Below are 18,252 nucleotides of genomic sequence, written 5' to 3'. Positions count from 1 at the left end.
TTCGCGTACTCCGGCTCCCATGCAGGCAAGTCTGGGCGAGGTGTCGGTACGAGCGTTATGACTCTGGGGTATGAATATGACTCTGAGGTATACCGCTCTTTGTCATCTGGCCACCGGAGCGCCGGCCACCGGAGCGCCGGCCACCGGAGCGCCGGAGCCGGCGTGCGGTCAGGCGGGCGGCGTGAGCGGGACGGTCTCGCCGCGGGCGATGGTGCGCACCTGCTTTGCCCAGCCTCGACGGCGGGCCTCGTCGACGAAGTGCGCCAGCGGTGAGCGGAACACCGGGTAGTCGTCGTAGTGGATCGGCACGGTCAGCTTCGGCCGAACCAGCTCCACCAGGTCCGCGCCCTGGCGGGCGTCCATGGTGAGCAGGATCCCGGCGACCTTCGTGCCGCCGAGGTGGATCAGCATCGCGTCGATGTCCGGGTAGCGTTCGGGGATGGCGGTGAGTAGCGGCCGGTTGAGCGTGTCGCCGGTGACGTAGAGCCGGAACTCCCGCCGCCCGGAGCGTTCCACGTCGATCATCGTGCCCATCACGTCGGGCATCAGCAGGTCCAGCGCGCCCGGGCCGTGCTGGCCCGGCATCGAGGTCAGCCGCACTGTCGTACCGTCGCGGTGCAGCTCCCGGGACGACCAGGTCGGCAGGCCCTGGGCGGCCCGGAAGCCCCAGCGGCGCAGCTTGCGTTCGGCCGCGGGGGTGGTGACGATGGGCAGCTCGCGGTCAAGTTCCCCACGGGCCACCCGGTCGAAGTGGTCGCCGTGCAGGTGGGAGAGGACCACCGCGTCCAGCTCTGGGAGCTGGGCGATCCGCAGCGCCGGGTCCGTGCGTCGGCGCGACCACAACCCCTTGCCCAGGTACGCCCGTTGACCCCGGTGCAGGAAGTTCGGGTCGGTCAACAGGGTGAAGCCGCCGATCCGCAGCACCGTTGTCGCGGTACCGATGAACGTGACCTGGGGTTGCTCCGCCATCGTGTCCTCCTCCTGCGGCTCCGGTACCCCGGTGAGCCGTAGGCATGCGGCGGGCCGGGCGGTCAGCCCTTCGAGTCGCCGCCGTCCACCGCCGAGGCGTCGGGTCGGGCTTGCGGCACGTGTTCCATCAGCTTTGTGAGCGCGCCGTTGGCGAAGGTCGCGCCGAGCGCCGACCCGGCCCCGATGGTCCAGCCGACGGGTCCGAGCGGGGTGCAGCCGAAGAACTGGCTCACCCCCGGCGTCTGCACCACGACGACCAACACGCCCAGCGACGCCGCCGTGGACGCCAGCACGGCCGGGCTGGTGCCGCCGGCCAGGATGGTCTGCCCGAGTTGGGTGCCGACCAGGGAGACCAGGGCGACCGTGCCGGCCCGCTGACGGCGTCCGGTGTAGCGGGCCAACGTCCAGCCCGCGGTCGCGCCCAGCGTGGTGGCTGCCGCCCGCAGCCCGATCTCCCTGGTGAGGCTCTCGCCGAGTGCCGTGTCCGGGCCCTCCCGCAGCAGCGCGTCGGTGCGGTCCGACGCGGGTGGCCGGACCGCGATGGCCAGCGCCGGCGCCAGGTCGGTGAGCAGGTTGACCAGCAGGAGTTGTCGTCCGGTGAGCGCGGAGCGGCCGGTCGCCGCAGCGGTGAGCACACTGAACGCGATCTCGCCGAGGTTGCCGCCGACCAGGATGCTGAGCGCGTGCCGCACCGACGACCACATGGCCCGCCCCTCGATCAGGGTGGCGATGATGGTCTCCAGCCGGTCGTCGGTGACCACCAGGTCGGCTGCGGCGCGGGCGGCCGGGGTGCCCCGTTGGCCGAGGGCGATGCCGACGTCGGCCAGCCGGATCGCCGGGGCGTCGTTGGCGCCGTCGCCGGTCATCGCCACGGTCCGCCCGCACTTCTGCAACGCCTGAATGATCCGCACCTTGTGGGCCGGGGTGCAGCGAGCCACCACGTCGGTGTCGGCCAACCGCTCGGCGAGCGCGTCGTCGTCCAGTTGGTCGAGTTCAGCGGCGGTGACCACCCGCTGTTCGTCGTGCTCGCTGATGGTGGCGGCGATCGCCTCCGCGGTCGCCGGGTGATCACCAGTGATCATGATGGTGTGCACGCCGGCCTGCCGGATCCGGCGTACTGCCGGGGCTGCGCTCTCCCGGACACCGTCCGCGAGGGCCAGGAAACCCACGAAGGTCAGCCCTCGAACGTCGGAGTCGGTCACCTTCGGGTCGTTCACCGGGCACTCCGCGACGGCCAGGATCCGGTTTCCCGCACCGGCCCGGTCGGCGAGCATCCGCTCCAGCGCCGCGCGGCCGGCGTCGTCCAGCGGCTCCTGACGGCCGTCCATGCGTCGGGACGAACAGCGTGGCAGCACTGTCTCCGGAGCACCCTTGACGCTCAACAACAGGTGACCATCGGTCTGTCCGATGCTCGCGTGGTAGCCGCGGGACGGCTCGAACGGCAGCCCTCCGGCGGCCCGCCACCCGGCGGCACCGGTCTGCTCCACCACCCCGGCCTCCCCGGCGCCCCGCCGGACCGCCCGGTCGGTCTGCAACGCCAACTCCTCCGGATTCTTCGCGGCGGGGGTGGCCCGCAGCGCCGCGGCCAGCGTCATCCGCAGCCGGTCGTCCAACCGGTCCAGGGGGGCGTACCGGTCGCCGGCACTGTCGCCGACCCCGGCCAGCAGCAACTGGCCCTCGGTGAGAGTGCCGGTCTTGTCGAAGCAGAGCACGTCCACCCGGCCCAGCGCCTCGATGGTGCGCGGGTTGCGGACCAACGCGCCATGCTCGGCCAGCCGCCGGGCCGCGGCCAGCTGCGCCGCGCTGACCAGGAACGGCAGCCCCTCCGGCACCGACGCCACGGCGAGGTTCGCGGCGGTCGCCGCCGTCTCGGCCAGGGGTACGCCTCGAAGCAGGCCCGCGCCGGCCACCGCCACCGCGGAACCGGCCGCCAACGGGATGGCGGCGCTGGTCAACGAGCCGAGCCGAGCTTCCACTCCACTGGCCGGCGGGTCCTGCTTGACCAGGGCGAGGTTACGGCCGGATTCGGTGTCCGACCCGGTCGCCACCACCACGGCAGTGCCGTGCCCGGCGGCGACGGTGGTGCCCTCGTAGAGCATCGAGTGTCGGTCGGCGACGGCGGCGGCCACCACCGGTCGGTTGGACTTGGCGACCGGCAACGACTCGCCCGTCAGCGACGACTCGTCCGCCTCCAGACCCACCGACTCGAGCACCCGGCAGTCGGCGGGCACCGAGTCGCCCGGCTCAAGGGTGATGACGTCTCCGAGGACCAGGTCCTCGGCGGCGAGAACCTGCTCGGCTCCGTCGCGGCGGACCCGTGCGGTCACCGCCGAACGGGACAGGAGTTCGGCCAGCGACCGTTCGGTGTTGCGTTCGTGCACCGCGCCGATCAGGGCGGACCCACCGACGACGCTGCCCACCAGCGCGGCGTCGACCAGCGATCCGAACGACGCGGAGAGCACCGCCCCGGCCACCAGCACCGGGGTGAGCGGGTTCGACAACTCGTCCACGAAGGCACGCAGCAGCCCTCCGCTCCCCGGTCCGGCGTTGCCGTCTCCGCCGGCGCCGTGGTGTCGGCGTTGCGCTTCGGCGCTGGTCAGGCCGTCCGGGGAGGAACGCAGGTGGTCGAGCACGGTGCCGACCGGCATGAGGTGCCAGGCGGTTGCCACCGGCGCCGGGGTGTCCGAATGGTCGTGCAACCGGCGGGCCTGCCAGACCCCGTTGGCGAAGGCCAGCCCGGCCGCGCCGTTGACCGCGACGAGCGACCGGCCGGGCAGCTCGGTCGGCGGGGCCGTGAACGCGCCCAGCGCCCCGAGACCGGTGCCGGCCATGGCCAGCCGGATGTTCTGCTGGGCCGTACGCCGAGCCACCCCGGTCGCCTCGATCACCAGGGCCACCACCCGCAGGTCGGCACCGACCAGCAGGTGCGCGCCCCACGGCGGCAGCTCCTCCGGCGCGGCGAACCCGAGACCGCAGTCGGACGCGCCGAGCGCCTTCCGGTCCGCGGAAACCAGCATCACCACGGCGCCGTCGCGCTGCAACCCGCGTACCGACTCGGCCAACTGGTCCCCGCCGGGCAGCAACGCGTCGGCGAAGCCGTACCGCTGCTCGTCGCCGCCGGCGACGACCAGCCGCAGGCCGGCATGTCGGGCGGCGGAGGGCAGGCCGTCGACGCCGGGCGCGGGTTCCGGCTCGACCCGCAACAGGGCGGCGAGCCGGTCGCCGTGGGCGAGGCCGAGGAGTCGGCCGCCGGCCGAGCGCAGCCGTTCCGCGTCCGGAATGCTGTCCGGGTCGTGGGCGGGTATCTGGTCCAGCGGCCCGAGTCGCCAGCCGTCCGCCGTACGGGAAGCGGCCGGGTCGTCCGGGTCGAACAACGCGAAGGCCCGCTCGGCCACCTGGTCGACGTCCGCGTCGGCCGCTGGTGCCAGATCGGCCAGTACGCCCCGGTCCGAGCCGAGCACCGCGGCGTCCAGCACGAGCGTGTCGATCCGGTCCAACTCCCGCAGCACACTGCGGTCCATGGCGATCACCCCGCGCCGGGCCAGCATCCGGCCGAGCTGGGCGCCGTACCCCTCGCGTCCGCTGCCGGGTGCCTTCGGCAGCGCGGACAGGCCCAGCGCGGCGGCCCGCTTGCGTCCGGCGAAGGGCATCGCCGCCGCGCCGGCCGCCGTACCGGCGGCGAGGGCCCGGTTGATGTACCGCTCGACCGGGCCGTGTGGCTTGGGTCGGGGACGGTCGGCTATCGGCCACCGGGCGACGGCACGCTCAGGGTCGCCGGTCAACCGCGGTTCGGCGCTCTCCCAGGCGGCGAACTGGGCACGGTCCTCGCCCCACTCCACGAGCCGTTGGGCGCTGTCGACGACGATGCCGGTCCAGCGGCCGGTCAGGCCCTGTACGACGGCCTCGGCCAGGGGAAAGAGGATCTCCGCGCGCGGGTCGGAGCGCAACGCCTTGCCGAGGAACGCGTGCAGCTTCGGTTGCAGGTCGACCGCCGACAGCAGGCCGGCCACCTCACCGGGCAACGGCGCGAAGGGCAGGATCCGGGTGGCCGCCCAGAGGGTCAGACCCAGCGCGTCCGAGGCGAGCGCGCCGAGGGTGCGCGGATTGTGCGGGCCCTCCTCCGGCGGGTGCGGGGGTGGGATCTCCGGATCGGGCTCGTGGTCGCAGGTCCGCTCGACCCGGCTGATCGTGGCGATGAGGTCATCGAGATCCGGTTCGGGGGCCTGCACGGCCACCACCACCCGACCGGAGGGAGCGTTCACCCTGGCCCAGGCCACCCCGGGCATCCGCTCCAGCGCGCCCTCCACCTGCCGGGCGAGCTGGTCACCGCCCTCCTGGCACACGCCGTGCACCTCGATGTGGTGCCGACCGGGCCGCGACCAGACCCCCCGCCGGGCGAGCCCGACCGACCGGGCCAGCCGGGTCGCGACCGAGCTGACCGACCGGGACGCCTCGCCGACCAGGTGCGGCACGCCGAAGGACGGCAGGATGCGGCCGACAGCGCGACCCGCCGCCGTCATCGAGGCGTACGGCTGGACGGGCGCCGGCCCGGCTCCCTGTTGCCGCTCGTCCTGACCTTGGCCATGTCGTCCTCCCACCGCACTCACGTCCGGCGGCCTGGCTTCCCGACCTGCCATCCGTTATGCCCCCTGAGCAGCGGAATTTTCCGTCGTCGCTGACGCATGGACGGGATGGGCCGTGGAAACCGACGACCATCACCGGACATGGGGAGGCCGGCATGAGCACGCTGACGCGACATCTCAACGGCTCACGGGAGAACGTCAAGATGTACGAGCGGCGGGTGCAACTGCCGATGCTGGGTGAGATGGCGGTGCCGCCACCGGACAAGGTCGTCTACTACGCCGGGCTCGGGGTGCTCGCCGCGCTACAGGTCATCGAGTGGCCGGTCGCCGTGGTGATCACCGCAGGTCACCTGCTGGCGGACCAGCATTTTTCCGGGCTGGCGCGCGGGGTCGGGAGGGCGTTGCAGGACGCCTGACGAGAGCCGGGTCACCCGCCGGTTGACATGAATCAGGGTTGAGGTCGCATGCTCGGCCGATGCCGAGCACAGTCGTCACCGCCACGCCCGCCGCACGGGGACTCTTCGCACCCCGGCTGCGAGCGATGACGGTGGGCAGCGTCGCGTTGATCTCACTCCTCGCGTTCGAGGCGTTGGCGGTCGGTACGGCGATGCCGACCGTCGCGCGCAGCCTGGACGGGCTGGCGCTCTACGGGATCGCCTTCGGTGGCCCGTTCGCCACCGGTGCGCTGGCCATGGTGGTCTCCGGCATCTGGTGCGACGCCCGGGGTCCCCGGGGGCCGATGTGGCACGGCGTCGCCTGGTTCGTGGTCGGGTTGCTGATCGCCGGGACCGCCCCCGTGATGAGCGCGCTGGTCGTCGGGCGGGTCGTGCAGGGTTTCGGCTCCGGACTGCTCTCGGTGGCGCTCTACGTGATCGTCGGGCAGGCGTACCCGCAGGAGCTGCACCGGCGGATCTTCGCGGCGTTCGCGGCGGCGTGGGTCGTACCGTCGCTGGTCGGGCCGGCGGTTGCCGGCCTGATCGTGCAGTACCTGGGCTGGCGGTGGGTTTTTCTGGCGGTGCCGGCGGTGGCGGTGCCGGCGGTGTTGCTGATCCATCCCGGCCTGCGGTCGCTGGCCCGGAGTGCGGCAACGAGCCCGCCGGCGGGTGCGGCCGCGCGGATCGGTTGGGCGTGCGGGGCCGCGGTGAGTGCCGCACTGCTGCACATCGGGGGACAGCAGCGCGGCGCCACCGCCCTGGTGCTGGTCGCGTTCGCCGTGGTCGGCCTGCTGGTCTGTGCCCCGCGCCTGCTGCCGGCCGGGTTCCTGCGAGCCGCGCGAGGGTTGGCCACCGTGGTGGGGCTACGTGGTCTGGCTTCGGCGGCCTTCGTCGGCGCCGAGGTGGTCATCCCGCTGATGCTCTCCCGGGAACGGGGGCTCTCGCCGACCGCAGCGGGACTGGTCCTCACTGTCGGCGCGCTGGCCTGGTCGGCGGGATCCTGGTTGCAGGGCCGGATCCCGGTGCCGGCGTCGCGGGCCAGCCTGCCGCGTGCCGGGCTGAGCTGCATCACGCTCGGCACCGCCACGGTGGCGCTGGCCGTACGGCCCGAACTGCCGGTGGCCGTCGCCGTGGCCGGTTGGGCGATCGCCGGTCTGGGCATGGGGCTGCTCTATCCGTCGTTGTCGGTGCTCACCCTGGAGTTGTCCGCGCCGGGTGAGCAGGGCCGCAACAGCTCGTCACTGCAACTGAGCGACTCCCTCTTCGCGGCGACGGTGCTCGCGCTGACCGGGGCCGTGTTGGCGGCGGGAAGTGCGCCGGGCCCGGCCAGCTACACGACGACGCTCGTGGTGACCGCGGGACTGGCGCTGCTCGGGGCGCTGCTCGCCGGCCGGGTGGTGGTGGGCGGGGGTGCGAGACCCGCCGGGTGATCGGCGGATTCGGCCGCGTCCCACCTGCTCGTGCCGGGAGGATGGCGGGCGATGAACTTCCTGACCGTGCTGCCGCTCGCCGTGGTCATGGTCGCCGGGACGCAGTTGGTGGTGGCGGTCTTCCTGGCCTCGTCGGATCGGCCACGGGCGGCGTCGCTGGGCTTCCTCGCCGGCGCGGGGCTGGTGGTCGCCGCCGGGGTGACGGTGGCCTGGTTGTTGACGAAGCTGGTGGGTGGAGTGGTCGCCGACGCCAGCGCCGTGGCCGGGAGGGTCGATCGCGGCCCCGCCATCGACCTGGTGGTGCTCGCCCTGCTGGTGATCCTGGCCGTGCTGATCTGGGTACGCCGGGGCCGCTCCGGACCGCCGCGCTGGCTGGGGAGCATCGAGCACGCCGGTCCGCCGCAGGCGCTGCGGCTGGGTGCGCTGCTCTTCGTGGCGACGCCCACGGACGACCTGACCATGGCCACCGTCGGGGCGAGTGTGGCCCGCCACGACCTGCCGTGGTGGCACCTGGTGCCGTTCGTGTTGGTCACCGTGCTTCTGCTCGCGCTGCCTCTGCTGGCGTTGCTGCTGCTCGGAAGCAGGGCCTCGCGGGTGCTGACCCGGATGCGGGAGTGGGCCGAGGGGCACGCCTGGATCGTCAACGAGGTCGTGATCGCGTTCTTCGCGCTGCTCACCGTGTTGGACCTGATCCGCTCGGGGTGAGCCGCCGCCCACCCCCGTCACAGGATGCCGCGCCGTTTCGTCAAGGTCAGGTCAAGCGAGTGGGAGGACGAGATGAGGGTTCTGGTCACCGGGGCGTCCGGCAATCTGGGCCGTGCCGTGCTGGGTCGGTTGCGCGACGACGGGATCAATGTCCGGGCCACCAGCCGCCGGCCGCCCGCCGGCTCGGACGTGGAGTGGGTGGTGTCCGACCTGGCCACCGGGGACGGGCTGACCGAGGCGGTGACCGGAGTGGACGCCGTGCTGCACCTGGCGTCGGCCCCTCGGGGTCGGCAGACCCACCAGGTGGACGTGTTGGGCACCCGCCGACTGGTGGTGGCCGCCGGCACGGCCGGTGTGCGGCACATCGTCTACATCTCGATCGTCGGGGTTGATCGGGTGCCGATCCCGTACTACCGCCACAAGCTCGCCGCCGAGCAGGTGATCGCGGCCGGTCCGGTGCCGTGGTCGGTGCTGCGGGCCACCCAGTTTCCCCAGTTCCTGGACGACATGCTGACCGCCAGTGCGCGGCTGGGCCCGGTGATCGGGGACCGGGCGGTGCTCGCCCAACCGGTGGACCCGGGCGAGGTGGCTGCGCGGCTGGCGGCCCGACTGGTCGCCGGCCCGTTGGGCGGCATCGAGGAGCTGGGTGGGCCGCAGGTGCTCCGCTTCGACGAGGCCGCCCGGGCGTGGCGAGCGGCCCGGGGCTCGCGCCGACCGTTGCTGCCGGTGCGGATTCCCGGCCGACTCGGTCGCGAGCTGCGAGCCGGTGGTCTGGCCACCGAGGCGCTGCCCCGGGGCGTGCGTACGTGGGCCGACCACCTGGCCGACACGTACGGGGGAACCGGCCGGAAATGAGAGCAACAACGGTTCACGTTCGCCTTACCGTGACGCCATGTTCGCTGTCGTCACCACTGTGATCCTCTACGTCTTCGGCTTCGTCTTCCTCTACGGCGTGATCCGGCTGGGTGTCCGGCACGCGTTCGAGGATCTGGAGCTGCAACGGGCCAAGGCCCAGCGTGAGGAGGAGTTGGCTGCTGCTCGCGACCGCTCCTTCATGCGCGACAACGCTTTCCTCGCCGGCAGTTGAGCGCCGGATCGATCCGGCCCGGCTCGGTGGCGTCGCCGGGGGGCCGGGGAGCCGCTGGGCGGTTCGGCGTCGCGGATGCGAGGATCGCACCCGTGATGGGAACGCTGAAGACCGAACCGGCCCGCGCCCGCCTGGATCTGCTCGCCCCGCCGGTCGCGGAGGCCATCGCGCAGTGGCCGGCCGACGCGCCGGTGGACGTCAACGACGTGCTGGTCGCACCGATCGACGCCGACCTCGCCGACACCGCGGCGTTCTGCGCGGCGTACGAGGTGGGGTTGGACGTGTCGGCCAACTGTGTCGTGGTGGCGGGCAAGCGCGAGGGCGTTGTCCGCTACGCGGCCTGCATCATCCTGGCCACCACGCGGGCCGACGTGAACGGGGTGGCCCGCCGGGCGCTGGACGTCCGCAAGGCGAGCTTCGCCCCGATGGACGACGCTGTCGAGTTGACCGGCATGGAGTATGGCGGCATCACCCCGATCGGGTTGCCGGCGCAGTGGCCGATCCTGGTGGACGCACGGGTCATCGCCACACCGCACGTGATCGTCGGGTCCGGCGTACGGCACAGCAAGATCGCGCTGCCGGGGCCGGCGTTGGGCGCGCTGCCCGGAGCCCAGGTGGTGGAAGGGCTGGCCAGGCCGGTCTGACCAGGCATCGGCATCGATGTTGTTGCACGTGAAACATCGTGATCATCGATGCCGGACGCCCGGCCGTCGGTGACTCAGTGTGAGTGCGCTGCGGACTCGCGCTGCTCGACCTCGGCGAACGCGGCGAGCAGCGTCTGCACCTCCTGCGCACCGGAGACCGCGTACTTCCCGGCCAGCACGAAGGTCGGCACGCTGGTGATACCCAGATCCCGGGCGGCGGCCAGGTCGGCGGCGACGTCGGCGACGCGCTCGTCGGAGTCGAGGAACCGGCGTGCGTCGGCCGCGTCCAGGCCGATCTCACCGGCCAGGGCGGCCAGCGCCTCCCGTGAGCCGACGTCGACCCCGTGGTTGAAGTGCGCCTGGTAGAGCGCCTCCACCATCTCGGCCGCCCTGCCCTGGTCGGTCGCCCAGGAGACCAGCCGGTGCGCCTCGAAGGTGTTGGCGATCACCGCGCGGTCGTAGTCGAGCCGCAGCCCGTCGGCCGCCGCGACCTGGGTCACGTGGTCGACCATCTGCCGGGCGCGCTCGGGGCCGCCGAACTTGCCGGCCAGCGCCTCCACCAGCGGCTGGGGCTGCGGCACCGGCGACGGGTCGAGCTGGAACGGTCGGTAGCGGACCGTCACCTCACCCTCGTAGCTGGCGAGGGCCTGATCCAGGCGGCGCTTGCCGATGTAGCACCACGGGCAGATGACGTCCGCGTAGATCTCGATCTCCATGATCGGTGCCAACCTCGCGGTCAGCCGAGTTGTTCCCGGATCTGCCGCTTGAGACGGCCCAGGATCGCCGTGCCGCCGCGAATGCGCAGCGGGCTGATCGCCTGGGCCAGCCCCATTCGCTGATAGAGGTCGTCCGGCACGGCCAGCACCTGCTCGGCGCTCGCCCCCGCCAACCCTTCGGCGAGGATCCCGGCGAACGCCCGGGTGGTGGGCGCCTCCGGCGGGCAGTCGAAGAGCGTCTCCACGGTGCCTTCCGGGGTCACCCGGGCGCGCAGGAAGAACGCCGTCTGACACTCGGGCACCTGTTCCATGCCCTCGCGCTCAGCGGCGCCCTCCGGCAGCGCCGGGATGACGTCCGCGTACTCCAGGAGCATCTCCAGCACCAGGTCGCGCGGCGCGGCGGCGAACTCGTCGACGATCTCGGCCAGTCGGGCCGGCATGTCAGCCATGCGTCGAGGCTACCGCCGTCGTGCCGGGGCCCCGGTCACACGGTGGGCGACTGCTCGCTGATCTCGCTGAGCGCGCTGGTGGGGTCGAGCTGCATGGCCAGGTCGCCGAGCGAGACGATCCCCACCAGCTTGCGGTCACTGTCACAGACCAGCACCCGTCGAATGCCCCGATCCCGCATGAGCGCCGCCGCCTCACCCGCCGTGCAGTGCTGCTCGATCATGACGACCTCGCGGGTGACGATCGAGCCGATGGTGGTGGCCGCAGGGGAGCTGTTCTCCGCCACGGCCCGCACCACGATGTCCCGGTCGGTGAGCATGCCGGCGAGGCTGGCGCCGTCGGTGACCACCACGTCACCGATGTCGGCCTCCTTCATCACCCTGGCCGCCTCGTCCAGGGTGGTCTCGGCCGGCAGGTACACGACCTGCTTGGTCATCACGTCACTGACCCGGTAACCGGTCATGAGAGCCTCCGAAGACGTTTCCACCCGATCCGACTGCACTACCCCGTGACGCGACAGCTACACCAGGCTCGCACGTTCCTGGCGTACCTCGTGGACGAGTCGATCCACCAGACCGTCCAGCGGCAACTCGGTGCGCCCGTCGTCGGCCCGCTCGCGCAGCTCGACGTACCCGTCGGCGAGACGGCGGCCGACCACGACGGCCCGGGGGATGCCGATCAGCTCGGCGTCGGTGAACTTGACCCCGGCCGAGACGTGCGTGCGGTCGTCGACGAGCACCCGCAGGCCAGCGGCGGCGAGACGCCCGCCGAGCTCCAGCGCCGCGTCGAGCTGCGGGCCCTTGCCCGCCACCACCAGGTGTACGTCACACGGCGCGACCGCCGCCGGCCAGACCAGTCCCCGGTCGTCGTGGTGCTGCTCGGCGATGGCCGCCACCGCCCGGGAAACCCCGATGCCGTAGCAGCCCATGGTCGGCCGGACCGGCTTGCCGGCCGGCCCGAGCACGTCGACCGCGAAGGCGTCGGTGAAGCGGCGGCCGAGCTGGAAGATGTGCCCGATCTCGATGCCCCGCCGGATGGTCAGCTCGCCCGCCTCGCACTCCGGGCAGGGGTCACCGGCGCGGACGTCGGCCGCCTCGATGGTGCCGTCGGGGGTGAAGTCCCGTCCGCACACCACGTCGGTCGCGTGTCGGCCCGGCTCGTTCGCCCCGGTCAGCCAGGCAGACCCGGTCACCACCCGAGGGTCGACCAGGTAGCGGATGCCCAGCTTGTCGAGCAGTTGCGGGCCGATGTAACCGCGCACCAGCTCCGGATGCTCGGTCCACTTCTCGAAGACGGTCACCTGTGCCGGGTGCAGTGCGGCACCGACCCGCTTCAGATCGACCTCCCGGTCACCGGGCAGCCCGACGACCAGGAGTTCGGCCCGGTCGGCACCCGGCTGACGAACGGACAACACGACGTTCTTCAGGGTGTCCGCGGCGGTCCAGCCGTCCCGACCGCCCAACCGGCGCGCGTTGGCCAGCTCGACCAGGCTTGCGATCGTCGGTGTCTCCGGGGTGTCGTGCACCTCGACGGCCGGCTGCGCGCTCGGGTCACCGGCGCTCGGGACCCGGGTGGCCACCGCCTCGGTGTTCGCCGCGAAGTCGCAGGAGGTGCAGCCGACGAAGGTGTCCTCGCCGACCGGCGTCGCCGCCAGGAACTCCTCCGACGCGGAGCCGCCCATCGCGCCGGACATCGCCCGCACCACCGTGTAGTCCAGCCCCAACCGGTCGAAGATCCGCTGGTACGCGGCGCGATGCCGCCCGTACGCCTCCCGCAGCCCCGCCTCGTCCAGGTCGAAGGAGTACGCGTCCTTCATCAGGAACTCCCGGCCACGCAGCAGGCCGGCACGCGGCCGCGCCTCGTCGCGAAACTTGGTCTGCACCTGGAACAGCGTCACCGGGAAGTCCCGGTACGAGGTGAACAGGTCCTTGACCAGCAGCGCCGCCATCTCCTCATGGGTGGGCGCCAACAGGTGCTCGGCACCGCGCCGGTCGGCGAGGGTGAAGATGTCGTCGCCGTATTCCGTCCACCGGCCGCTGGTGCGGTACGGATCGGCGGGCAGCAGCGCCGGGAAGTGCACCTCCTGGTCGCCGATCGCCAGCAGTTCGCTCCGCACGACCTCGGTGATCCGATCCAGCACCAGCTTGCCCAGCGGCAGCCAGGTGTAGCCGCCCGGTGCGGCCCGACGGATGTAGCCGGCGCGCAGCAGCAGCCGGTGGCTCGGCACCTCCGCGTCGGCTGGATCCTCGCGCAGGGTCCGCAGCAACAGGGTCGACATGCGTAGCAGCATCCGCGCAGCCTACGGCCGGCGCGGCAGGATGAGCGATCCATTTCGCATCGTCCGACGTCGCGGTATCCGGGTGGCCGAGCACCCCGATATTGGTGATCCCGTTTCGAACAGGCTGCCGGGATTGGCATTGCGCAATGACCTCCGACACGTCGTGGATTCGGGGCGGCACCGAGCGTTCCTGCGGTGACAGACTGGTCGCCGCAGGCAACGAGTGGCGTGAGGGAGGCGCGGGTGCGCTGGGGCAGTTTTGTCGCGGTCGGGGACAGCTTCACCGAGGGTATGGACGACGCGTACCCGGACGGCACCTACCGGGGCTGGGCGGACCTGGTCGCGACCCGGCTCGCCGCCGAGGCGGGGCCCGACTTCCGGTACGCCAACCTGGCCATCCGGGGCCGGCTCTTTCCCAGCGTGGTCGCCGAGCAGGTGCCCTCCGCCGTGGCGATGAAGCCGGATCTGATCAGTTTCGCGGCCGGTGGCAACGACGTGCTGCGGCGCACCTTCGACCCGGACACGCTGGTCGCCCGGTTCGACGAGGTGGTCCGGCAACTGCGCTCGGGCGGCGCGGACGTGCTCCTCTTCCGGTTCGCGGACGTGATGGCCCGACTGCCCGGTCAACGCCTCGTCGCCCCCCGGGTGCAGTTGCTCAACCAGGCGGTCGGCGAGACCGCCGAGCGGCACGGCGCCATCATGGTCGACCTGTACGCCGACGACACGTTCCTCAACCCCATGCTCTGGAGCACCGACCGGCTGCACCTCTCGCCGGCTGGGCATCGGCGGGTCGCCGGGCAGGTGTTGAACGCCCTCGGGGTTGGTTGCGACGAGGAGTGGCTGATGGTTCCGCCGCACCCGGCGCCGTCGCCGTGGCTGGCCGCCCGTGCTTCCGACCTGCGGTGGGCCGGTCAGTACCTCGCTCCCTGGGTGAAGCGGCGGTTGACCGGTCGGTCGTCCGGCGACACGGTGACGGCGAAGCGCCCCCAACTCGGCCCGCTCGTCGACTGAGCATGCTCACCCTGCACACGGCGGCCCTGCTGCGGCGCGACCGGGACGGCGAGTCGTTGCCCGACCACGCCGTGCTGGTCAGTGGCGACCGGATCGAGGCCGTCGGCCCACTGGCCGAGCTGAGTTCGGCGTACGCCAACGCCCGAATTCGTCGTTGGCCCGGCACGCTGGGGCCGGGTCTGCTGCACGACCGTCCCCTGCCGCCCGCGCCAACCCCGCGTGAGCGGGTGCACGCGCTGCTGCGTACCGGGGTGACGGCGGTGCTGGCGGAACACCTGACCGACCCCGCCCTGCGGGCCGCCGCCGAGCGTGGCGACCTGCTGGTGCTGGCCACCACTGTGGCGCCGACGCTGCGGCCGGCCGGGCGGGCCGACCTCGCGGTGCACGGCGTCGACGGGGCCTGTCTGGTGACCGTGGTCGCTGGTCGGATCGCCCACCGTCGCGCCTGAACGGCGTACCTTGGGGATCATGTCTGTGCCGAACGATCCCGATCCCCGCCTCCAGTCGTACGCGGACCCGCAGCGGCTGGTCACCACCGAGTGGCTGGCCGAGCATCTGGGCGATGAAGGCCTCGTCGTCGTCGAGTCCGACGAGGACGTGCTGCTCTACGAATCCGGTCACATTCCCGGTGCGGTCAAGGTCGACTGGCACCTGGAGCTGAACGATCAGGTGACCCGGGACTACCTGGACGCCAAGAGCTTCGCCGAGATGTGTGCCGCGAAGGGCATCGGCCGGGGCGACACCGTCGTCTTCTACGGCGACAACTTCAACTGGTGGGCCGCGTACGCCCTCTGGGTCTTCACGCTCTTCGGTCACGCCGATGTGCGACTGCTCGACGGCGGCCGGCAGAAGTGGATCGCCGAGGGGCGCGAGGTGACCCGGGACAAGCCGGCTCGCCCGCGCGCCGACTACCCGGTGCCGCTGCGCGACGACGCGCCGCTGCGGGCCTTCCGTGAGCAGGTCATGGCGCACGTCGCCTCCGGCCGGCCCCTGGTCGACGTCCGGTCGCCGGGTGAGTACACCGGCGAGATGCTGCACATGCCGGACTACCCGCAGGAGGGTGCGCTGCGCGGTGGACACATCCCGGGCGCGGTCAGCAAGCCGTGGAAGTCCGCCGCCAACGAGGACGGCACGTTCAAGTCCGCCGACGAGCTGAAGGCGATCTACGCCGACCAGCTCGGGTTGAGCCCGGACGACGACGTCATCGCGTACTGCCGGATCGGCGAGCGGTCCAGCCACACCTGGTTCGTGCTGCGGCACCTGTTGGGCTACCCGCAGGTGCGCAACTACGACGGCTCGTGGACCGAGTGGGGCAACCTAGTCCGGGCGCCAGTCGTCAAGGGCGACCAGCCCGGCGGCCTGGCCGTCTGACCAGATCCTCGTGTGATCGACTCGGGTTTCCTGATGTCGGGCTGTCCCGCTCGCCCGGACACCGCGATATCAGCGAACCCGAGTCGATCACGTCGAGACGAGGTCAGCCAGCGAGTGCGAATACCCCGCGCAGGTCGCGGACGATGCCGGTGATCTCGCCGGTCTCCGGATGCCAACGGGCCAGGGCAGCCGGTTCCAGTCGGAGCAGCACCGCGCCCCTGTTGTCCCAGCCCAGCACGACACAGCAGCCCTTGCTGCGATCCCGGCCCAGGTCGAGCAGGTGGAGCACGGCACCGGTCCGTGCGTCCAGCACTGCCGCCCCCTCGGCGCCGTCGATCTCGCTGCTGGTGATCCAGGCCGCCCGGGCCAGTCGCTCGCCGTGCAGCCAGCCCCGGCCGTAGAACTCGTTGACCTGGTAGGGCGACGGCAGCGCCGAGGCGTTGACCGGCTGTTCGGAGCGGATCTCGCCCTCCCGGGCGGTCCGGCTGCGGAGCTTCAGGCCGGCCCCATCGCCGTACATGTCGATCAGTGGGGCCTCGCGACCGGCGGCCGGGTCGGGTGCGATCAACTCCCAGGTCGACACGTCGATAGTGCTGGTCGCCCCGGTCACCCGGTCCACCGCGTACGTCCGGTCGTCGCCCCCGACCAGCACCCGGTCGTGCGCCCACACCACCTGCTCCAGGTAGCCGTCGAGCGGTATCCGGCGGACGGCCGCCGTGGTGAGGTCGATCATGATCAGCTCTTTGGTCTGCGCGAACGCGGCCGACCTGCCGTCCGGCGACAGCATCCCCGGCTTCAGCGCGGGCGCCTCGTTGCCGCCCGCGTCCCGGGTCGGTGCCAGCGTCACCACGTCGATGCTGCGCACCACTCCGTCGTTGCCGAGCACCCGGACCGGGCCGTTCGCGTGATACTCCTCGTCCAGCGGCTGGAACAGCGCCAGTGCCCGCTGGACCGGTCGTTCGGAGAGCGGCACTGTCGCCGGGTCGCCGAGCTTGGCCAACGGATCGGGCGGGTAGGTCAGCTCGGCGGGCGGTTTCTGCACCGGACCCGCGTGGGAGGGGTCGACGGTCGGGGTCACCGTGGGACCGACCGGAGGGACCGGTGCCGGGTCGGCGGGCGGTCGCAGCGCGGCCACCGTGCCACCACCGACCAGCACCACGGCCAGGGCGACCACTGCGACGGCCCGCCGGGTCCGCCGGGTACGCCGAGCCCGCTCCCATCCGGCGGCGGCCGGCTGGCTGGGGAGCACGTCCTCGACGCTGACGGTCAGCAGTCGGCGCAGTTCCTGCTCGTTCACGGGTTCACCTCCAGGCCGCTGGCCAGATCGGCCGAGCCTCGGCTCGGTCGGGCATCGCGGACGAGGTCCGGCGCGACCTCGCGGAGTCGGCGCAGCGCCGCGTGGCACTGGCTCTTCACGGTGCCGACTGTCACCCCGAGCGCCTCGGCGGTGGCGACCTCGGTCAGGTCCTCGTAGTAGCGCAACACCAGCACGGCCCGCTGCCGCGGTGGCAGCAGGCCCAGCGCGTCGTGCATCGTCAGCCGTAACGCGCCGTCACGGTCGTGGGCCACCTGGTCCGGCGGTGCGGCACTGAGCCATTCCCGCCGCCGGCGACGCCACCACGACACCGAGTCCCGGTAGAGGATGGCGCGCACGTACGCGGAGGGGTCGCCGTCGCGGACCGAGGACCAGCGCAGCGCCAGCTTGAGCAACGCGTCCTGGAGGAGGTCTTCGGCCTGATGCCGGTTGCCGCAGATCAGGTAGGCCGCGCGGAGCAGCCGGTGCTGGTGGTTCTCCACGAAGGCGAGGTAGCCGTCGCGTCCGTCGTCCCTCGTCGGCGCCATCCGCCCCCCTCCCGGCCGTCGCGCTGTACGCGTCATCTGGCAGACGCACGGGAGGGGGGAAAAGGTTGGGTCAGCTCGGGGGCGTTCCGGTCAGATAGCGCTGGAGGGTCGGCGCGATCCAGGCGACCAGCTCGTCCGGTGCAGTGTCCACCATGGGCGGCAGGCGGACGATGTATCGGGTGAAGGCGAGGCCGAGGACCTGACTGGCCACCAGGCCGGCCCGGCGGGCGGTCAGCGCCGGGTCGGTGCCGAACGTGGCCACGGCGGCGGTGAGCTGGTTGGCGAAGATGCCGCGCATGCGTTCGGCCGCGCCGGGGTTGGTGCTGGCGGCCCGCAGTAGCGCCACCAGGGTCTCGTCGCCCTCCCAGCGGGCGAGGAAGTGCCGGACCAGCACCTCACCGAGTCGAGCGGGCGGCACCGAGGTCAGGTCGGGCAGGCGTAGGTCGAACTCGGCCGCCGCCGCGAAGAGCCCCTCCTTGCTGCCGTAGTAGCGCATCACCATCGACGGGTCGATCTGGGCGTCGGCGGCGATGGCCCGGATGGTGGCGCGTTCGTAGCCGTCCGCCGCGAACCGTTCCCGTGCCGCTCGCAGGATCGCCGCCCGGGTGGCGTCGGAGCGGCGGGGCTGGGTCGACTGCGCGGACGGGGTCATGCCAACGACCGTAGGCCAACAGGTGTTGACACGCAATCAGGGCCGCCCTAGCGTTGCCAACAAGTGTTTGCCAACGGGTGTTG

18 protein-coding genes are annotated in these 18,252 nt (G+C 72.3%); 9 read left to right on the top strand and 9 right to left on the bottom strand.

The annotated features are described in order from the left end of the window. Window positions 1-168: 168 nt before the first annotated feature. Window positions 169-969, bottom strand: a complete 801-nt coding sequence (locus ABTW72_RS06365) for an MBL fold metallo-hydrolase (protein ID WP_350855010.1) — start codon at window positions 967-969, stop codon at window positions 169-171. A 62-nt stretch (window positions 970-1,031) separates the two neighbouring features. After that, the gene (locus ABTW72_RS06360) at window positions 1,032-5,489 is read right to left on the bottom strand and encodes an HAD-IC family P-type ATPase (protein ID WP_350855445.1); all 4,458 of its coding nucleotides are present in this window, start codon (window positions 5,487-5,489) and stop codon (window positions 1,032-1,034) included. 218 nt (window positions 5,490-5,707) lie between these two features. Here ABTW72_RS06360 and ABTW72_RS06355 point away from each other — a divergent pair, with 218 nt between their 5' ends. The 6 genes from ABTW72_RS06355 to ABTW72_RS06330 all read left to right on the top strand — a co-directional run bounded on the left by ABTW72_RS06355 (window position 5,708) and on the right by ABTW72_RS06330 (window position 9,852). Then, window positions 5,708-5,968, top strand: a complete 261-nt coding sequence (locus ABTW72_RS06355; protein ID WP_502892162.1) for a hypothetical protein — start codon at window positions 5,708-5,710, stop codon at window positions 5,966-5,968. 59 nt (window positions 5,969-6,027) lie between these two features. Next, on the top strand, window positions 6,028-7,416 hold the full coding sequence (locus ABTW72_RS06350; protein WP_350855007.1) for an MFS transporter: 1,389 nt from the start codon (window positions 6,028-6,030) through the stop codon (window positions 7,414-7,416). Window positions 7,417-7,467: 51 nt separating this feature from the next. Then, a complete protein-coding gene (locus ABTW72_RS06345; RefSeq protein WP_350855004.1) occupies window positions 7,468-8,121 on the top strand; it encodes a GAP family protein in 654 nt (217 codons plus the stop codon). 72 nt (window positions 8,122-8,193) lie between these two features. Beyond that, complete coding sequence (locus tag ABTW72_RS06340) at window positions 8,194-8,976, top strand: SDR family oxidoreductase (protein ID WP_350855001.1); 783 nt, start codon at window positions 8,194-8,196, stop codon at window positions 8,974-8,976. Window positions 8,977-9,013: 37 nt separating this feature from the next. Next, window positions 9,014-9,208 (top strand): hypothetical protein, encoded by a 195-nt coding sequence (locus tag ABTW72_RS06335; RefSeq protein ID WP_030331904.1) that lies wholly within the window; start codon window positions 9,014-9,016, stop codon window positions 9,206-9,208. Window positions 9,209-9,303: 95 nt separating this feature from the next. Beyond that, on the top strand, window positions 9,304-9,852 hold the full coding sequence (locus ABTW72_RS06330; protein ID WP_091396461.1) for a YbaK/EbsC family protein: 549 nt from the start codon (window positions 9,304-9,306) through the stop codon (window positions 9,850-9,852). 74 nt (window positions 9,853-9,926) lie between these two features. Here the strand turns inward: ABTW72_RS06330 and ABTW72_RS06325 are convergent, their stop codons facing one another. The 4 genes from ABTW72_RS06325 to ABTW72_RS06310 are packed head-to-tail and all read right to left on the bottom strand — an operon-like array spanning window position 9,927 to window position 13,305. After that, window positions 9,927-10,568, bottom strand: coding sequence for a DsbA family oxidoreductase (locus ABTW72_RS06325; RefSeq protein WP_350854997.1), 642 nt, complete (start codon window positions 10,566-10,568; stop codon window positions 9,927-9,929). A 20-nt stretch (window positions 10,569-10,588) separates the two neighbouring features. Next, window positions 10,589-11,017 carry a SufE family protein gene (locus ABTW72_RS06320; protein ID WP_124858574.1) on the bottom strand — a complete coding sequence of 143 codons (429 nt, stop codon included), beginning with the start codon at window positions 11,015-11,017 and terminating at the stop codon, window positions 10,589-10,591. 35 nt (window positions 11,018-11,052) lie between these two features. Further along, window positions 11,053-11,478, bottom strand: coding sequence for a CBS domain-containing protein (locus ABTW72_RS06315; protein WP_030487636.1), 426 nt, complete (start codon window positions 11,476-11,478; stop codon window positions 11,053-11,055). Between the two features lie 57 nt (window positions 11,479-11,535). Continuing rightward, on the bottom strand, window positions 11,536-13,305 hold the full coding sequence (locus ABTW72_RS06310) for a proline--tRNA ligase (RefSeq protein WP_350854993.1): 1,770 nt from the start codon (window positions 13,303-13,305) through the stop codon (window positions 11,536-11,538). Between the two features lie 231 nt (window positions 13,306-13,536). Here ABTW72_RS06310 and ABTW72_RS06305 point away from each other — a divergent pair, with 231 nt between their 5' ends. From ABTW72_RS06305 to ABTW72_RS06295, 3 genes are read left to right on the top strand one after another with little or no spacing between them, the layout of a single operon-like run. Further along, window positions 13,537-14,304, top strand: coding sequence for an SGNH/GDSL hydrolase family protein (locus ABTW72_RS06305; protein WP_091396442.1), 768 nt, complete (start codon window positions 13,537-13,539; stop codon window positions 14,302-14,304). Window positions 14,305-14,306: 2 nt separating this feature from the next. Next, complete coding sequence (locus ABTW72_RS06300; RefSeq protein WP_350854991.1) at window positions 14,307-14,753, top strand: imidazolonepropionase-like domain-containing protein; 447 nt, start codon at window positions 14,307-14,309, stop codon at window positions 14,751-14,753. Window positions 14,754-14,772: 19 nt separating this feature from the next. Then, complete coding sequence (locus ABTW72_RS06295) at window positions 14,773-15,675, top strand: sulfurtransferase (RefSeq protein WP_112621191.1); 903 nt, start codon at window positions 14,773-14,775, stop codon at window positions 15,673-15,675. Between the two features lie 103 nt (window positions 15,676-15,778). Here the strand turns inward: ABTW72_RS06295 and ABTW72_RS06290 are convergent, their stop codons facing one another. From ABTW72_RS06290 to ABTW72_RS06280, 3 genes are all read right to left on the bottom strand, one after another. Continuing rightward, window positions 15,779-16,972, bottom strand: a complete 1,194-nt coding sequence (locus ABTW72_RS06290; protein ID WP_350854987.1) for a hypothetical protein — start codon at window positions 16,970-16,972, stop codon at window positions 15,779-15,781. Then, entirely contained in the window at window positions 16,969-17,517 is a 549-nt protein-coding gene (locus ABTW72_RS06285) for a SigE family RNA polymerase sigma factor (protein ID WP_112678078.1), read from the bottom strand. Before ABTW72_RS06285 ends, ABTW72_RS06290 begins: the two co-directional genes overlap by 4 nt. 70 nt (window positions 17,518-17,587) lie before the next feature. After that, window positions 17,588-18,169 carry a TetR/AcrR family transcriptional regulator gene (locus ABTW72_RS06280; protein WP_350854983.1) on the bottom strand — a complete coding sequence of 194 codons (582 nt, stop codon included), beginning with the start codon at window positions 18,167-18,169 and terminating at the stop codon, window positions 17,588-17,590. Between the last annotated feature and the right edge of the window lie 83 nt (window positions 18,170-18,252).

The sequence above is a fragment of the Micromonospora sp. NPDC127501 genome (assembly GCF_040302185.1).
GTDB lineage: Bacteria > Actinomycetota > Actinomycetes > Mycobacteriales > Micromonosporaceae > Micromonospora.
Note: the sequence above shows the minus strand (reverse complement) of the source record. Positions and strands in the feature narration are given on the sequence as shown.

What these genes read in the sequence shown, in the direction of transcription:
- ABTW72_RS06365 (WP_350855010.1), bottom strand. Translation starts at nt 969, where the DNA reads ATGGCGGAGCAACCCCAGGTCACGTTCATCGGTACCGCGACAACGGTG.
- ABTW72_RS06360 (WP_350855445.1), bottom strand. Translation starts at nt 5,489, where the DNA reads ATGACGGCGGCGGGTCGCGCTGTCGGCCGCATCCTGCCGTCCTTCGGC.
- ABTW72_RS06355 (WP_502892162.1), top strand. Translation starts at nt 5,708, where the DNA reads ATGAGCACGCTGACGCGACATCTCAACGGCTCACGGGAGAACGTCAAG.
- ABTW72_RS06350 (WP_350855007.1), top strand. Translation starts at nt 6,028, where the DNA reads ATGCCGAGCACAGTCGTCACCGCCACGCCCGCCGCACGGGGACTCTTC.
- ABTW72_RS06345 (WP_350855004.1), top strand. Translation starts at nt 7,468, where the DNA reads ATGAACTTCCTGACCGTGCTGCCGCTCGCCGTGGTCATGGTCGCCGGG.
- ABTW72_RS06340 (WP_350855001.1), top strand. Translation starts at nt 8,194, where the DNA reads ATGAGGGTTCTGGTCACCGGGGCGTCCGGCAATCTGGGCCGTGCCGTG.
- ABTW72_RS06335 (WP_030331904.1), top strand. Translation starts at nt 9,014, where the DNA reads ATGTTCGCTGTCGTCACCACTGTGATCCTCTACGTCTTCGGCTTCGTC.
- ABTW72_RS06330 (WP_091396461.1), top strand. Translation starts at nt 9,304, where the DNA reads ATGGGAACGCTGAAGACCGAACCGGCCCGCGCCCGCCTGGATCTGCTC.
- ABTW72_RS06325 (WP_350854997.1), bottom strand. Translation starts at nt 10,568, where the DNA reads ATGGAGATCGAGATCTACGCGGACGTCATCTGCCCGTGGTGCTACATC.
- ABTW72_RS06320 (WP_124858574.1), bottom strand. Translation starts at nt 11,017, where the DNA reads ATGGCTGACATGCCGGCCCGACTGGCCGAGATCGTCGACGAGTTCGCC.
- ABTW72_RS06315 (WP_030487636.1), bottom strand. Translation starts at nt 11,478, where the DNA reads ATGACCGGTTACCGGGTCAGTGACGTGATGACCAAGCAGGTCGTGTAC.
- ABTW72_RS06310 (WP_350854993.1), bottom strand. Translation starts at nt 13,305, where the DNA reads ATGCTGCTACGCATGTCGACCCTGTTGCTGCGGACCCTGCGCGAGGAT.
- ABTW72_RS06300 (WP_350854991.1), top strand. Translation starts at nt 14,307, where the DNA reads ATGCTCACCCTGCACACGGCGGCCCTGCTGCGGCGCGACCGGGACGGC.
- ABTW72_RS06295 (WP_112621191.1), top strand. Translation starts at nt 14,773, where the DNA reads ATGTCTGTGCCGAACGATCCCGATCCCCGCCTCCAGTCGTACGCGGAC.
- ABTW72_RS06285 (WP_112678078.1), bottom strand. Translation starts at nt 17,517, where the DNA reads ATGGCGCCGACGAGGGACGACGGACGCGACGGCTACCTCGCCTTCGTG.
- ABTW72_RS06280 (WP_350854983.1), bottom strand. Translation starts at nt 18,169, where the DNA reads ATGACCCCGTCCGCGCAGTCGACCCAGCCCCGCCGCTCCGACGCCACC.